This window comes from Helicobacter ganmani (assembly GCF_003364315.1).
Taxonomy (GTDB): Bacteria; Campylobacterota; Campylobacteria; order Campylobacterales; family Helicobacteraceae; genus Helicobacter_D; species Helicobacter_D ganmani.
Genome location: NZ_NXLS01000009.1, coordinates 17,107 through 31,907, shown reverse-complemented (window position 1 = coordinate 31,907; position 14,801 = coordinate 17,107). Strand labels below are relative to the sequence as shown.

Sequence of the window (14,801 nt, the reverse complement as noted above, 5' to 3'; positions counted from 1 at the left end):
AGATTATGAGTATAAGGGTTTTGATTCCACTTGGAAAGGGGTTTGAGGAGGTTGAGGCTGTTTCTGTGATTGATGTGTTAAGGCGTGTGGGTTGCGAAGTGATTTTAGCAGCAGTTGATGAGGAATCGCAAAAAACTTTGATAGCGGAATCCCAAAGCGGTTTAAAAATCGGTGTCAATGTAAAAATTACAGAAGTTTTGGCAAGCAGTCTTGATAGTATTGTGCTTCCTGGAGGCTGGGAGGGGACACAAAATCTTATCAAATCCAAAGAAGTTGGTGCGCTACTAGCAGATTTACACAAAAGAGGCAGAGTAATAGGAGCGATTTGTGCAGCTCCTTTGGCACTTTTTAAGCACGATATTTTAACTAATCAAAATTTTACTTGTTATCCTAGTATAGAGGAAAACATTGCAAATCAAAATTATATCCCTCATCAAGCTGTTGTCAAAGATGGGAATCTGATTACCTCAAGAGGTCCTGCTACTGCATTATGTTTTGGTTTTGCTTTGGCAAAAGAGTTGGTAGGAGAAGCAAAGACAAGAGAGGTGCAAAGTGGAATGTTAGCTTATGAATTCAACAAAAATGGGGTTGAATGAAAAAACATTTTTTTTCTAAGGATAAGCCAAAAAAACAAGCAAATAATTTTGCCGATTATTTGCTAGAAAACAATCTAAAAACTACCGAAATCAAAGAAAAAAAATTTAAAAAACAAGTCTATTATGTGCAGTTTGCTATGAGTGTGGATTACCGCACACAAAATCAGCATAAATATGGTGAGTATGTGAGATTTGATTATCAGCTAGAGGAGGCATTGGTTTTTGCAATCGTTAAGACAAAATCTTTTAATTCCTATACTTTAGCTTATGGACTAATGCAAATCGTGCCAACAGATGTGGGAAAAGATGTTTATAAAACATTAAATAATAAAGATAGGATTCCGACGAAAGAAAAGCTCTTTACACCTAAGACGAATATCCAATATGGCACGACTTACTCAAACATACTCTTTACACGTTATCTTACAGGGATTGCCAATTCCTTATCCCACGAATATTGTGTGATTGCTGCGTATAATGCAGGAAGTGGTAATGCGCTTAATGTGTTTGATAAGAATTGCACAAAAGTGGTGCAAAAAATTAATTCTACGACTTCTACTGAAGTTTATCGCAAACTCCGCACTTCTTTGTATCCCAAAGAGGTGCGTAGCTGTTTGCATACGGTAATGAATAGCAAAAAGAAATTCCAAACGAGTGGCACGCTTGATGGGGGACTTAAAAATGCGCAATCCGATAATATTAATAAGGTAATACAAAATATTGCTACATTAGAAACAATGCAAAAAAGAGTCGTGAGTTTTTAATGAATAGGATTCTTTGTGTATTTTTTGGATTATTGTTTGCAGCCTTGCTTAGCTTCGTGTTTGGTGGCTGTTTAATGAGTTATAGGGATTTAATCTATAACCCACAGATTTTAACAGAGGGAATCTCTAAAGAGCAAGTGATAAAAAAAGCCGTCAATTACGCACTTAATCCAAAACAGATTGAAAGTGATATTAAAAATTTACAAGCAAATTTTAAAAAAATTGTTACAACTTTGACGCAAAATGCTTCTAAAAAATGGGGAGAAAATAACACTCCTACTGCTTCACAAGAAGTGTATGTAAAATATACAGATTCCTATCTCTCCCGTGCGCAAGTAGATTTTAGCAAAGGTATCATTTCTGTAGCAACTCTAGATACAGAGAATCCCAAAGCAAGCCTCAAAAGAGCCATTGTAACGACATTGCTAACGCCAGAAGACCCAGAGGAAGTAGATTTATACTCTGATAAGGAAATTACTTTTAACAGCAAGCCTTATTTGGCAGATTTGGTAAAAGACAATGAGGGCAAAGCAGTGCTTTATTCTTGGCGCGCGAATCAGTATGCAGATTATTTAATAGAAAACAAATTACAAACTACAGAAATTACAGAAAATGGCACAAAGAAAAAGGTTTATTATGTGCAGTTTGAAATGGTAGAGGATTACGAGGTTCAAAGTGAGCATAAATATGGCGAATATGTTGCACTTTTTGCTAAAGAATACAAGCTAGAGCAAGCATTGATTTTTGCAATTATCAAAACGGAATCTAGTTTCAATCCTTATGCGGTAAGTCATATTCCAGCTTATGGGCTAATGCAAGTTGTGCCAGCAAGCGCAGGGAGAGATGTTTATAAGATGTTAAATAACAGAGATGGGATTCCAACAAAGGAAATGCTCTTTACACCTAAGACAAACATTCAATACGGCTCTACTTATCTCAATATTTTATTTACTCGCTATATCAAAGGAGTGAAAAATTCTTTATCCCACGAATATTGTGTGATTGCTGCGTATAATACAGGAAGCGGCAATGTGCTAAGTGTTTTTGACAAAGACCGCACAAAAGCGGTGCAAAAAATTAATTCTATGACTTCTGCTGAAGTTTATCGCAAACTCCGCACCTCTTTGAAATATGAAGAAGCGAGGAATTATTTGCATAAAGTTACCAATGCTAAAAAAGAATTTCAAATACAACAAAGTCATATGCAAAATGCGGAATCTCCAATTAATTCCATAGCAAGTTTAAGTCTAAAATAATCCAATGGAAGTGTATGAGCTTGTTCAAGCCCCAAGACCTTGTAGTTATCTGCCCAACTTGGAGGCATCTTTTCGTTATTTTTATATCAAAAATTGCACAGTTTATCTTTATTGCGCATTATTAGAGCGAGGTTGGAGAAGATTTGGAAATTATTTTTTTGTGCCAACTTGTAAAACGTGTGATGCTTGCATTTCTATTCGTCAAGATTGCGCGAATTTCGTGTTTTCTAAATCACATAAGCGCACATTAAAAGCTCCGCTTACCCTGCAAGTTTCTCGTCCAAGAGTAAGCGATGAACATTTGAATCTTTATGACAAATATCATCAAAAAATGCACGAGAAAAAGGGTTGGGATTATCAAGGAATCACATTAGATGCGTATTATGATACCTTTGTGAGAGGATTCTTGGAATTTGGTTATGAATTTGACTATTATGTGGAAGATAAATTAGTGGGCGTGGCGTATGTGGATATTTTGCCCGCTGTAATTTCAGCAGTTTATTGTTATTATGACCACGATTTTGAGCATTTTTCTATCGGCACTTATTCCATTCTTAAACAGATAGAAGTTGCAAAAAGGTATAATATCAAATACCTTTATCCGGGCTATTGGATACAAAATCATCATTCTATGGGTTATAAAGAACGTTTTAAGCCCTTTGAGATTCTTTGTAATCGTCCAGATTTGAATGAAAATCCCCTTTGGGTTAAGGAGTAATTTTGCATTATACAAATATTCTTTCTTGGTGTTTTGAAAAATTTGCGCATTTTGAATTTCCTCCAAAAATTCAGCAATGGATTCATTATACATATATCAAAATTTTTCAAGTGAATTTAGAGGAATTTGACACTTTGGCAAATTATCCTACACTTAATGCGCTTTTTACGCGTTCTCTTGTTAAAATGCGTAAGTTTGACCAAACTACCTTTCATCTGATTGCTCCTTGTGATTCTATTGTTATGGAGTTTGGTCAATGTCAAGAGGATTATGCAATGCAAATCAAAGGTAGAAATTATCATGTGAGTGATTTTGTCAAGACAAAGCTAGGAGAGGATTATTGTTTTGTCAATTTCTACCTTTCTCCAAGTGATTATCATAGATTCCACGCTCCTTTGAATCTAAAAGTCAAACATTTAGAATTTATTGATGGAAGATTGCATAGTGTTTGTGAAAAATCTCTTTTAAGACACAAAGATGTCTTTATCCAAAATAAACGCGTTGTGTTGGAATGTGAAGATGAGTTTGGAGAGCCATTTTATTTTGTTGCGATTGGTGCATTAAATGTAGGAAAAATTCAAATCAATTTCGCCCCAGAAGTCGTTCAATTTAAAACTTCTCAAATTTTGGAATTTAAGACGCCTATAATGCTGAAAAAAGGAGAGGAAATCGGAAGCTTTTTAATGGGTTCTACGATTGTTCTTTTGAGTAAAAATTGGCAATATGATTTAAGGATTAAAGAAAAAGTTTATTTTGGGCAATGTATTGCCAAGCACAAAACAAAAAATTCAAAAGAATCAAAGGAATGAAAATGAAACAAACGATTAGAAAATTATTAAATGAATTGGACGCACTGCTAGTTGCACATTTTTACCAACGCGATGAGATTGTGGAGATTGCAGATTTAAGTGGCGATAGTTTGGAGCTAGCACGCAAAGCAAGTCAAAGTGAAAAATCAAAAATTATTTTTTGTGGAGTTGGCTTTATGGGGCAGAGCGTAAAGATTCTAGCCCCACAAAAACGTGTTTTTATGCCAAAAATTGCCTGTTGTTCTATGGCGAGAATGATAGATGGTAGTTATTTTGATAAGTCTATCACTCTTTTAAAAAGTTATGGAATCGCAGAGATTTTTCCTGTTACTTATATTAACTCTAATGCGGAGGTAAAAGCCAAAGTTGCAGAGTTAGGAGGTGTGGTTTGCACAAGTTCTAATGCAGCAAAGATTTTGGATTTTGCCCTAAAACAAAACAAAAAAATATTCTTTTTGCCTGATAGATGTTTAGGGCAGAATCTTGCAATTCAAAATGGACTTAAAAGTGCGGTTTTGGGCGTGGATTCTATGGAAAAAATCAAAGAAGCAGAAATCATTTGCTATGATGGATTTTGTTCTGTGCATCAGCTTTTTACGCCACAAGATATTGAGTTTTTTAGGGAGAAATTTCCAAACATTTTGATTGTTGTCCATCCAGAATGTCAGCCAGAGGTTGTTAAAATGGCGGATTTTGTTGGCTCTACAAGTCAAATTATAAAATTTGTGCAAAGCCTAGAAGAATCCCAAAAAGTAGCAGTTGGCACAGAATTTAATCTTGTCCATCGCCTAAGAAAACCCAAAAAAGGACAAGAACAAAACACATTCGTGTTAAGCTCTACAAAACCAGAATGTCCCACGATGAATGAAACCACTTTAAAAGATGTTTTACAATGCTTAGAAGCAATCAAGCAAGGCGAATCTTATAATGAGATTCTGTTAGAATTAGAAATTGCGAATCGTGCAAAAAAAGCATTAGATAAAATGCTACAATTATCTTAAAAAAGGAGCAAACAATGCATAAAATATTGTTAGATGATTTTTTAAAAGAAGTTCTAAAAGAGGACATTGGGCGCGGTGATTTATACACTAGAATGCGAAACAATACACAAGTAGAAGCTTATATACTTGCCAAAGAAGATGGTGTGTTATCGGGAAGAATGTATATTGAGCGACTTTGCGAATTGTTAAATCTCAAATGTGAATTTATTTTTGATGACGGAATGGTTTTTAAAAGAGGTGAAAGGATTGTTTCTTTTGAGGGCAATATGAGCGAGTTGCTAAGTGCGGAGCGCACAATTTTGAATTTATTAGAGCATTCTAGTGGAATTGCAACATTAACACATAAATATGTGCAAAAGCTAGAAGGTACGAGTTGTATGCTGCTAGATACAAGGAAAACGCGCCCTTTGCTAAGGGATTTTGAGAAATATTCTACGCGTAATGGGGGGGCGGTGAATCATCGCTTGGGTTTAGATGATTGTTTAATGTTAAAAGATACACATTTGACACGCATTCTATCGCTAAAGAAATTCATTGATGATATTCGTTGCAAGACTCCAATTGTCTCTAAGATTGAGGTAGAATGTGAGAATGTTTTACAAGCCAAAGAGGCATTAGAAGCAGAAGTAGATATTTTAATGTGTGATAATATGGATATACAAATGATTCACGAAGTAGTCAAAATGCGTAACGAAATTGCTCCAAGTGTCTTGCTAGAAGCAAGCGGAAACATTACTTTAAGAAATATTAGAGAGTATGCTCAAAGTGGTGTAGATGCTGTATCTGTTGGCGCGATTACACATCAAGCAGTTTGGGTGGATTTGAGTATGAAAATAGACTAATGCGTGATAGAGAAAAGGTTTTTATTCACACATTAAAACAAAGTGGGGCGACTTTTGGAATCGGAGATGATGGGGTGTCTGTTGGGACATATCTCATCGCAAATGACGCATTCTTTGAGGATATTCATTTTAAAAGAGCTTGGGCAAGTTTAGAGGATTTGGTAGAAAAATGTTTTTTAGTAAATCTGTCCGATATCTATGCGATGAATGCGATTCCAAGTTTTTTACTCTTAACGCTTAGTGTGCCTGATAATTTTAAAGAAGTTTCAAAGTTGGCGCAAATCATAGGGGATTGCGCAAAAAAATATCGTATTAAAATCATCGGTGGCGATACGCTTGTAGGCGAAAAATTGCACTTTTCTTTAACGCTTTTGGGTCAAAAAAGACAGAGAACTTTATTTAGAAAAGGAATCAAGCAAGGCAATATTTTGGGATATATCACCCCAAAAGGCGCGTTAAATCACGCTAAAATGCAATCCTTTGGGCAGAATCTTAAAATTTTAAAAAATTCCTTGCGATTCTGTCGCGATAAAAAAATCTCCAAATATTCACGCTTTGCTAAGCCGCTTTTATACCCTAAAATGTTGTTTGAGCTAAACAATATTGCAAAAGCGGGTATGGATATTTCCGATGGAATCTCGCTAGAATTGTCGCGTCTAAGTCAAGTGAATCGTTTGGGGTTTAAGATTTTAAAACAAAAGGGAGATTGGCTTTATTCTCCTGAAGAATATCAAATGCTTTATGCCATAGAGAGACGAAATCTCAAAAAAATGCAAAAAAAAGCTTGGAAGTTTCGCCATCAATTTGTGCCTTTTGCTGTTGCGATTCGTGGTAAATATATCGCCAAAAAGCAAAATTGGCACGAGTAGATTGCGGGGATTCTACTAAGGAATCGTGGCAATCCATAACGCCTTGTGCATATCTTACCAAAAATGGTGGTATCCACCTCTATTATAGCAGTTGCGATAGTTTTTGTTGCCTGCTTGACCATATTCGCCTCTATAGCCTCTATGATGACTATATCCATAACCTATTAATCCGCTTTCTCTTGCTTGAGATTCGCTCATTGTGTCTAAACGTCTTTGCACTTCCTCACAAAGAGCATTGTGGTGCTCTAAATATTCTTTGTGTGTCATATTGCCATACGCATTTTGGTGGGATTCTCTCAATCTATCGCGAAACACTCTTGCATCTTTGACTTTCATTTCTTGCATACGTTTATGAATCTCCATTCTATAATCAGGATAATCTTTTGGCGCAACTTTTCCGGATAACTTAATTAATTCTTCATTGCTTGCTTTGGAATAATCCGCCGCTAGTGCGCCTGAAATCAAAGTGCCAATCAAAGCAAGAGATAAGATAGTTTTTGTTTTCATTGTTTGCTCCTTAAAATTTTTTGAACAGCGGAATTATAATTTGTGAGTGTGAAATCAGTGTGAAGTTTGTTAAATTAAACAGAGGGGGCAGAGATTTTGTAGAGTTTTTTCCGCTCGCTTGAGCTTGCAATATTGAGTTGCGCTCGGTATTTGGTAATCGTGCGACGCACCATTTTAATATTGAATTTTTCCTCAATGAGTTCTAGGATTCTATTATCGCTTAGTGGTTTTTGCTTGCTTTCGTTTTTGACTAAATCTGCTACAAAGTCTTTAATCGTTGTATTGGCAGTCTCTTCATCAATCGCAGTGGCAAAGAAGTTTTTGAGTGGAAAGATTCCGCGAGAACATTCCAAAAATTTATTGGAAATCGCACGCGAAATCGTGCTAGGCGCGTGCCCAAATTCTTCAGCTAAGTCTTTAAGTTTCATTGGCTTGATTTCACCACCTTTAAAAAACTCATATTGATATTCCACAATCATTAGTCCGATTTTGTACAGCGTTGCCTTTCGCATTTCAAGTGCATCTACAAGGTCGCGCGCCTCTTTAATTTTGGTTTTGATAAACTCATCTTTGAGCTTGATTTTGTCTTCTTTATTTTGTGTTTGGATTTCAATGGTTGGATAATATTTTTCATTAATTTGCACTTGAATGTTGTTTTTTTCCTCCAAAACTAAAATATCTGGAATGATTGCGGATTCTTTTTGGAAAAAATCAAGTGCAGGTGGATTTTTGAAACTTTGAATTATTTTCATTGCTTTTTCGTAGAGTGGAGCATTTTTATGCTTTGTATGGTTTTTTAAATCCTGCAAAATCTCTTGCGTTAGGGTATAAACTTCACTTGGAACATCTAAATTATCTAACTGAAAACAAAAGGATTCCATCAAATCAAGTGCTGCAATGCCCGGTGGGTCAAGATATGCAAAACGTTTGCGCACTTTTTCAACCTCTGTTGCGCTAATAGGGGCATTAAGCATCTTGCCACAAGCCTGTGCAATTTGCTCACAATCTCCATCAAAATAGCCTTCTTCGTTGAGGTTTTCAATGATTTGTTTAGCAATCTCTTGAGAGCTTCTAGTGGGAAATAATGGTGGCACGATTTGTCCATTTAAGGTTACTTCTAGAGATTCCTCTTGAATGCAAAATTGTTCTATCGCATCATTCTCTATACTAGAGCCTTTTACGCCTCTTGAAATTTCTTGTTGTCGCTTTTTTTGAGCAGAGCTTTGAGAGCTGAAATCTTGTGCAATGTTGGATTGGACGCTAAAATAGGGATTCTCTTTACTGAATTCTCCTAAAGTATCCTCTAAATCACTCATTCCGCTTTGTAGAATTGGAAGCCAACTTTTGAGTGTAGAGGAGAGCTTTGCCTTGAGTGTGGTTTGGGTTTGGGTGCGTAGTTTCATACTTGGAAATTCTCGCCTAAATAATGTTTGCGGACAAGTTCATTTTTGTAAATTTCGTTAGAATTTCCGCTTGCAAGCAAAGTGCCTTTGTTGATGACATACGCACGATTACAAACACCAAGTGTCTCACGCACATTGTGGTCAGTGATGAGAACCCCAATGTCCAGTGAAACGAGTTTTTTAATAATATTTTGAATATCTAACACAGCAATAGGATCAACTCCTGCAAAAGGTTCATCTAATAAAATAAATTTTGGCTTTTTGACAAGAGCACGCGCAATTTCTACGCGCCTCCTTTCTCCTCCGCTTAAATTGACGCCTTTGCGATTCCGAATCGGCTCAATACTAAAATCTTCCAAAAGCTCTTCAATGCGTTGGTTTCTTTCATTTTCATTGCTTAAGCACACTTCTGCTGCAATCAAGAGATTTTCCTCTACACTTAAATCTTTAAAAACGCTAGATTCTTGTGGCAGATAGCCGATTCCGAGTTGTGCGCGTTTATGAAGGCTTAAGCCTGTGATTTCTTGACTATCAAAGCAAACTTTGCCACTACTTGCTCTTAAAAGTCCGCAGATGATATAAAAAGTCGTGGTTTTGCCCGCACCATTTGGACCTAAAAGCCCTACGACTTCACCGCTTTGCACGCGTATAGAAATCTCTCTAATGATGTTTGTTTTTTTGATTGTTTTGCTTAGGTGCATTGCTTCTAATGTGTGCATAAACTTTCCTCAATACAATATTTTCTTCCTTTGGATTCAATATGAATGATAATTCTCCAAAAGGGCAAACCAATTTGTTTTAGAATTTTAGCTAAATTTTCATCTCCCCATTCAATAAAATGCCAACCTTCCTTTTCAATTTCTTCTAAAAATCCTAGCGCAAAGAGTTTCTCCAAATCCTTATTGTAAATATCATAATGATAGATTTGATTGCCATACTCTAATGCGGTTAAGAAAGTTGGCGAAGTAACCTTTGCCTTGCTTCCTAATGAGGCAACCATTGCTTGAATCAATGTTGTTTTACCGCTTGCTAAGTCGCCACTAAACAAGTAAATACCACGATGATTTTTCAAATCCAAATATTCGCAGAGTTTAGGCAACTCTTTTTTACTTAAAATCCATTCCATTTTAATATCCTAACTTATAATGGATTTTGGGCGCACTTTGATTTGCTTGATTTCTAACAATTCTTTTGCACTTTGTAATAAAGGCAATTCTAAAGCTGCATTGACTTCGGCTTGTATGTCTTGTGTAGCCTGATGAGATTTGGTAGGGGTTTGAGTGGCTTGGGTGGATTCTTGATGTGGATTGGTTAGTGGGGCTAAATCCATAGAATCCAAAGACATAGAAGTAGAGTTTTGAGCTTGCGCTTCTTGTACCTGCGGAATTTGCTGCGAAGTGGAGGATAGGTTTTGGTTTGGATTGCTAATGGATTTGATTTGTGTTTGGATTCCAAAAACTTCCAAAACAAGGTTTTTAATAATAGAATAGCTAGTTTTAAGCCTCTCACGATTCTCACCGCTTGCGGAACTTTCCCAAGTGAGTGTATGGTCTATGAATGAAACAAAACGAATCTCTTGAGCAAATATTTCTCCCAATTCATAATTTCGTTCATAGATTTTTTGTTGGAGCAGAGCAAATAAATTCAAGGCATTTTCTTGGCTTGGTTCTAACGAATTTTTGGCAATTTCTGTTGGTTGGGTGGGCGTGGGTGGAGATTCTTTAAATGTTGTAGCTATAGAATCTGTGGGAATGCTTTGCAAATCTTTTGTTGTCTGTTGGTTTGGGGATTGCGTGTTTGGAATTTGTTTGGGTAAATTTTCAAACAAGCCTTTTTCTAGGTTTTGAATCGCTATATCAATTGCTTCTATTTGGAGGGATTCTAACATTTTAAAAAAGGTAAGCGTCAAAACAAATTCATCTTCAGAGCCTAAGAATAATAATTCTTTGGATTGGGTTAGAATCCGAAAGAATCTGTCTATCAACAAAGGATTGTAACGAGAATCCTCTCCCTTTAAAAGCTTGTCTTTTAAGAAAATACTCATTTCATCTAAAAGCATTTCGGCTTCATATTCAAAAAATGCTTCAAGCTCACGCAATAAAAGATCTCTGTCTTGCTTGAAAATGCACTCAAAAAGCGCGTTGAGGCTTTGGGGATTAATAAGCCCTAACATATTTGCGCAAGAATCAGAAGTGATGTTGTAATTAGAATAAATAATCACTTGGTCTAGTAGTGTTAAAGTGTCGCGCAAAGAGCCTGAACCGCTCCGAATAAGCATATTTAAAGCCTCGTCTTGGTAAGTGATTTGTTCTTTTTGAAGAATATTTTTTAGGTGTTCCAAAATGCTTTTATCTGAAATGCGTTTGAAGCGAAAATGCTGTGTGCGACTTAAAATCGTCGCAGGAAGTTTCAGCGGGTCTGTGGTGGCAAGGATAAATTTCACATATTCTGGTGGTTCTTCAAGTGTCTTGAGGAGCGCGTTAAAGGCTTCTTTGGTAAGCATATGCACTTCATCAATAATAAAGATTTTAAAGCGTCCCATATTGGGGTGGTATTTTGTCTGTTCTATTAAATCGCGAATGTCATCAATCTTGCGGCTAGACGCACCATCTAGCTCTATGATGTCAATATGACGCATTTTGTGAGGATTGGCTGCAACGCAGTTTGCACATACACCACAAGGTTTTGCACACGGACCATTTTCGCATTGTAATGCCCTTGCGAAAATTCTAGCACTAGAAGTTTTGCCACTCCCGCGCAAGCCTGAAAATAAATAAGCGTGGGAGAGTCGTTTGCTGCTTAATGCTAAGGAGAGAGTGCGACTGACTGCTTCTTGTCCGATGAGTTCATCAAAATCCATTGGACGATATTTCAGTGCTAAGGCTTGTTGTTCCATAATTTTTGCTATCCTAAGTTTAAAAATTTGAATTCTACACAAAGCTAGCCTAAAAATTTGTTAATCAGCCAAATTTTAATTTCTCAAATCTAAATCTTAGATATAATGTAAAATCTACTTTAAAGGGATTCTATGTTTAATGTGAAACGCAAGCCAAGCGTGCTTGGCGGGACAATGATTATTGCTGGGACGGCAATTGGAGCGGGAATGTTGGCGTTACCCACGATAAGTGCGGGAATGTGGATTTGGTATTCTTTGGGATTATTAGTGCTGACTTGGTTTATGATGCTGCTTTCTTCCCAAGCTTTATTGGAAGTAAATCTGTATTATCACCCCGGTTCAAGCTTCCATACGCTTGTGCTAGATAATTTGGGTAAATTTTGGAATCTCGTTAATGGTTTGAGTGTTGCCTTTGTGCTTTATATCTTGATTTATGCCTATGTGAGCGGAGGCGGTTCTATGGTGGTGCATATTTCGCTCGTTGCTTTTGATTATGAACCTCCTAAACTATTGGCAAGTTTATTGTTTGCGATTCTGCTTAGCGGTTGTGTTTGGTGGAGTACTTATCTTGTGGATAGATTCTCTGTGGTGATGATTGGGGGAATGGCTTTAACCTTTGTCTTTGCTATGAGTGGTATGTTAAGTGAAATGAAAATGTCTTATTTGCTAGATTTAAATCACGATAATAATCCTTATGGAATCTTTGTGTTTGTAGCATTTTCTACTTATCTGACTTCCTTTTGTTTCCACGCAAGCGTGCCAAGTCTCGTGAAGTATTTTGGCAAAGAACCCAAAAAAATTAACAAATGTTTAGTCTATGGTACATTGATTGCTTTTGTGGCTTATGTGATATGGAATATTGCGTGCGATGGCAACATTGAACGGAGCGATTTTAAAAATGTAATTGCTGCGGGAGGCAATGTGCGCCACTTGGTTGAAGCTGCGAGTTTAAATCTCAATGGAGCATTTTTGCTAAGAATGCTAGAGGGATTCGCGTTTTTGGCAGTCTCTACTTCGTTTTTGGGTGCTGGGCTTGGGTTGTTTGATTATATGGCTGATTTATGTGGATTTGATGATAGCAGATTAGGGCGCACAAAAACTCTATTGGTTGCCTTTGTACCACCGATTGTTGCGGGAATGATTTATCCCGATGGCTTTTTGCTTGCGATTGGTTGGGCGGGGCTTGCGGCGACGATTTGGTCTGTGATTATTCCTGCTTTATTGCTTAGGGCAAGCAGAATCTCACGCAAGGAATTAAGGCAATGCACATCAAATCTTGCTTTGGAGCATAATTTTCGCGTCAAGGGCGGGAGTTGGACGATTTATAGTTTATTGATTTTTGGCTGTGTGGTTGGCGTCTGCCATATTTTGTTTGTGTTTAATTGGTTGCCGATGTATAAATAAGGAGAATACAATGAAAGAATTATTGCAGATTTTTCAATACATTCAAAAATACCACGAGGATAATTTTGATGTATTGTGCTTGACATTGGAGTTTTTGTTGGTAGGACAAGACAAGACTTTGAGTGCAGAATTGTTAATCTCTAAAACAAAAGAGATTCCACAGAGTTTTTATTGTTATCTACAAAAACACAATTTAACGCATAAAATAGCAATTAATTCGGATTTGAATTATAAAAAAATTATAAAACTTGCGCAGAATCTCAAAGTCAATGCGCAAGAATTAGAGGATTTTATTCAGACTATTGCGCTGCAAAAAACAATTTTAAAACTCTATGATTATGCAACACCAGCAGAGATAAATATGCTTGTGTGTAAGTTATTGCATTTACAAAAAAATGAAAGCATTTATAATCCTTGTTGCGGGGTTGGTTCTTGGCTTTTGAGTTTAAGCGCACATCACAACGAATGTCAATTTTTTGGTGTGGATATTCATCCTAAGCTTATTGAAATCGCCAAAGCACTTGCATTGCTTTTGAAATTTAAAGATTGTCATTTAGAGGTTGCAGATATTTTCAAAGATTTTTTAAATGTGCAAAATAATCAAAAGGAGAGGAGTAATACAAAATTTGATAAAGTCTTTTGCCATCCCCCTTTGCTTTCTCATCTTAATCTTAAAGCCCCGAAAACTTCGCCTCTTGCACCTTATACAAAAACCTCTCCAGAGATTCCGTTTTTGGACTTTGCGCTTTCAAAATTCAACAAAAAAGCTATTTTTATCATTCGTTCTGTATTATTAAACAAGTCCATAGGGGAACGATTGCGTCATCATCTCGTGCAATCTAAGATTTTAGAAGTAATTATTGAACTACCGACGAATATTTTTCCACATCAAATGGGGGAATTTTGCTTGCTTGTGCTTTCTCCTAAAAATCAACGAATGTTTTTTATCAATGCGCAAGATTTTCACTTAAAAGAGGGAAAATACAATAAACTCATTAATTTAGAAGAGATAACAGATTTGTGTGCTTTCAAAAGAAATACTAAGATTTCGTGTCTTTTGGATTATCAAAACATAAATTTGGAAAATCTTAAACCCTCTTATTATATGCAACAAGAAATGCAATCTCCGCAAATCAAAGTAGTTTTGGGGGATTTTTTGGAAAAATGTTATCGTGGAACTCGTGTAGAAATGAAACAAGACAAAGAGATGATTGGTTGTTATGATTTAGGGGTTAAGGATTTTGAAGCTTATGGTGTGAGCAATTCTTTTAATGATTATGCGCTAAAGCCGAATCTTGAGCGTCTGTATGAACTTAGAGTGCAACCTTATGATGTTTTGCTCTCTATGCGTGGAGTTACCCCAAAAGTTGCGATTATAGGCAAGAGTGCAGCGCAAAAGATTGTCTTGCCAAATGCTGGAATCTTGGTGCTTAGAGTGAAAAATTCTGTTGTAGCAAAAGCATTATATTTTTATTTTTTAACTTCCGCGGGTTGTTTGGCGTTGAGTAAAATTTATCAAGATAATAATGAGCGAATTGGTGAAAAAGAAATTAAAGAAATGCTTTTGCCAAGTGGGTTTTTGGATTCGCAAGTTTTGGAGGATTACAATGAATGCTTTTATGAACTGATTGCGCGAGGAGAGCAGATTAAAGCGCAAAAACAAGGAATTGCAAAATTATTGGGCTATGAATAGGATAATCCACTAAATCCGCTTACAAGGACAAGGGAATTCTCGC

General features: G+C 36.4%; 15 protein-coding genes. 10 read left to right on the top strand and 5 right to left on the bottom strand.

Annotation, left to right across the window (positions count from 1 at the left end; translation table 11 throughout):
* Positions 1-5: 5 nt before the first annotated feature.
* Genes CQA43_RS07930 through CQA43_RS07895 form a run of 8 tightly spaced genes read left to right on the top strand, consistent with a single transcriptional unit; the run spans position 6 to position 6,855 of the window.
* The gene (locus CQA43_RS07930; protein WP_115552059.1) at positions 6-596 is read left to right on the top strand and encodes a DJ-1 family glyoxalase III; all 591 of its coding nucleotides are present in this window, start codon (positions 6-8) and stop codon (positions 594-596) included.
* Positions 593-1,360, top strand: coding sequence for a murein transglycosylase domain-containing protein (locus tag CQA43_RS07925; protein ID WP_115552058.1), 768 nt, complete (start codon positions 593-595; stop codon positions 1,358-1,360). The genes CQA43_RS07930 and CQA43_RS07925 overlap by 4 nt, the downstream gene beginning before the upstream one ends.
* On the top strand, positions 1,360-2,616 hold the full coding sequence (locus tag CQA43_RS07920) for a murein transglycosylase domain-containing protein (protein ID WP_115552057.1): 1,257 nt from the start codon (positions 1,360-1,362) through the stop codon (positions 2,614-2,616). Before CQA43_RS07925 ends, CQA43_RS07920 begins: the two co-directional genes overlap by 1 nt.
* 4 nt (positions 2,617-2,620) lie before the next feature.
* Entirely contained in the window at positions 2,621-3,334 is a 714-nt protein-coding gene (locus CQA43_RS07915) for an arginyltransferase (RefSeq protein WP_115552056.1), read from the top strand.
* A 2-nt stretch (positions 3,335-3,336) separates the two neighbouring features.
* A complete protein-coding gene (locus CQA43_RS07910) occupies positions 3,337-4,143 on the top strand; it encodes a phosphatidylserine decarboxylase (RefSeq protein ID WP_115552055.1) in 807 nt (268 codons plus the stop codon).
* The gene (nadA, locus tag CQA43_RS07905; protein ID WP_407918779.1) at positions 4,140-5,144 is read left to right on the top strand and encodes a quinolinate synthase NadA; all 1,005 of its coding nucleotides are present in this window, start codon (positions 4,140-4,142) and stop codon (positions 5,142-5,144) included. Before CQA43_RS07910 ends, nadA begins: the two co-directional genes overlap by 4 nt.
* A gap of 14 nt (positions 5,145-5,158) precedes the next feature.
* Complete coding sequence (gene nadC / locus CQA43_RS07900) at positions 5,159-5,986, top strand: carboxylating nicotinate-nucleotide diphosphorylase (RefSeq protein WP_115552053.1); 828 nt, start codon at positions 5,159-5,161, stop codon at positions 5,984-5,986.
* Positions 5,956-6,855, top strand: coding sequence for a thiamine-phosphate kinase (locus CQA43_RS07895; RefSeq protein ID WP_245944282.1), 900 nt, complete (start codon positions 5,956-5,958; stop codon positions 6,853-6,855). Before nadC ends, CQA43_RS07895 begins: the two co-directional genes overlap by 31 nt.
* 54 nt (positions 6,856-6,909) lie before the next feature.
* On the opposite strand, the gene CQA43_RS07890 is transcribed toward CQA43_RS07895, so the two are convergent.
* The 5 genes from CQA43_RS07890 to CQA43_RS07870 all read right to left on the bottom strand — a co-directional run bounded on the left by CQA43_RS07890 (position 6,910) and on the right by CQA43_RS07870 (position 11,661).
* Complete coding sequence (locus tag CQA43_RS07890; RefSeq protein ID WP_115552052.1) at positions 6,910-7,362, bottom strand: DUF1104 domain-containing protein; 453 nt, start codon at positions 7,360-7,362, stop codon at positions 6,910-6,912.
* A gap of 74 nt (positions 7,363-7,436) precedes the next feature.
* A complete protein-coding gene (locus CQA43_RS07885; protein WP_115552051.1) occupies positions 7,437-8,765 on the bottom strand; it encodes an RNA polymerase factor sigma-54 in 1,329 nt (442 codons plus the stop codon).
* Positions 8,762-9,484, bottom strand: a complete 723-nt coding sequence (gene lptB / locus CQA43_RS07880; RefSeq protein ID WP_115552050.1) for an LPS export ABC transporter ATP-binding protein — start codon at positions 9,482-9,484, stop codon at positions 8,762-8,764. Before lptB ends, CQA43_RS07885 begins: the two co-directional genes overlap by 4 nt.
* The gene (tsaE, locus tag CQA43_RS07875; protein ID WP_115552049.1) at positions 9,472-9,891 is read right to left on the bottom strand and encodes a tRNA (adenosine(37)-N6)-threonylcarbamoyltransferase complex ATPase subunit type 1 TsaE; all 420 of its coding nucleotides are present in this window, start codon (positions 9,889-9,891) and stop codon (positions 9,472-9,474) included. The genes lptB and tsaE overlap by 13 nt, the downstream gene beginning before the upstream one ends.
* A gap of 9 nt (positions 9,892-9,900) precedes the next feature.
* Complete coding sequence (locus CQA43_RS07870) at positions 9,901-11,661, bottom strand: DNA polymerase III subunit gamma/tau (RefSeq protein WP_115552048.1); 1,761 nt, start codon at positions 11,659-11,661, stop codon at positions 9,901-9,903.
* A 132-nt stretch (positions 11,662-11,793) separates the two neighbouring features.
* On the opposite strand from CQA43_RS07870, the gene CQA43_RS07865 reads away from it, so the two are divergent.
* Positions 11,794-13,065 carry an aromatic amino acid transporter gene (locus CQA43_RS07865; RefSeq protein ID WP_115552047.1) on the top strand — a complete coding sequence of 424 codons (1,272 nt, stop codon included), beginning with the start codon at positions 11,794-11,796 and terminating at the stop codon, positions 13,063-13,065.
* A gap of 10 nt (positions 13,066-13,075) precedes the next feature.
* Complete coding sequence (locus CQA43_RS07860) at positions 13,076-14,758, top strand: N-6 DNA methylase (protein WP_115552046.1); 1,683 nt, start codon at positions 13,076-13,078, stop codon at positions 14,756-14,758.
* The last annotated feature ends 43 nt before the right edge of the window (positions 14,759-14,801 follow it).

Excerpts from the sequence above, each read along its gene's own strand:
- CQA43_RS07930 (WP_115552059.1), top strand. The coding sequence starts at position 6 with ATGAGTATAAGGGTTTTGATTCCACTTGGAAAGGGGTTTGAGGAGGTT.
- CQA43_RS07925 (WP_115552058.1), top strand. The coding sequence starts at position 593 with ATGAAAAAACATTTTTTTTCTAAGGATAAGCCAAAAAAACAAGCAAAT.
- CQA43_RS07920 (WP_115552057.1), top strand. The coding sequence starts at position 1,360 with ATGAATAGGATTCTTTGTGTATTTTTTGGATTATTGTTTGCAGCCTTG.
- CQA43_RS07915 (WP_115552056.1), top strand. The coding sequence starts at position 2,621 with ATGGAAGTGTATGAGCTTGTTCAAGCCCCAAGACCTTGTAGTTATCTG.
- nadA (WP_407918779.1), top strand. The coding sequence starts at position 4,140 with ATGAAAATGAAACAAACGATTAGAAAATTATTAAATGAATTGGACGCA.
- nadC (WP_115552053.1), top strand. The coding sequence starts at position 5,159 with ATGCATAAAATATTGTTAGATGATTTTTTAAAAGAAGTTCTAAAAGAG.
- CQA43_RS07890 (WP_115552052.1), bottom strand. The coding sequence starts at position 7,362 with ATGAAAACAAAAACTATCTTATCTCTTGCTTTGATTGGCACTTTGATT.
- CQA43_RS07885 (WP_115552051.1), bottom strand. The coding sequence starts at position 8,765 with ATGAAACTACGCACCCAAACCCAAACCACACTCAAGGCAAAGCTCTCC.
- lptB (WP_115552050.1), bottom strand. The coding sequence starts at position 9,484 with ATGCACACATTAGAAGCAATGCACCTAAGCAAAACAATCAAAAAAACA.
- tsaE (WP_115552049.1), bottom strand. The coding sequence starts at position 9,891 with ATGGAATGGATTTTAAGTAAAAAAGAGTTGCCTAAACTCTGCGAATAT.
- CQA43_RS07870 (WP_115552048.1), bottom strand. The coding sequence starts at position 11,661 with ATGGAACAACAAGCCTTAGCACTGAAATATCGTCCAATGGATTTTGAT.
- CQA43_RS07865 (WP_115552047.1), top strand. The coding sequence starts at position 11,794 with ATGTTTAATGTGAAACGCAAGCCAAGCGTGCTTGGCGGGACAATGATT.
- CQA43_RS07860 (WP_115552046.1), top strand. The coding sequence starts at position 13,076 with ATGAAAGAATTATTGCAGATTTTTCAATACATTCAAAAATACCACGAG.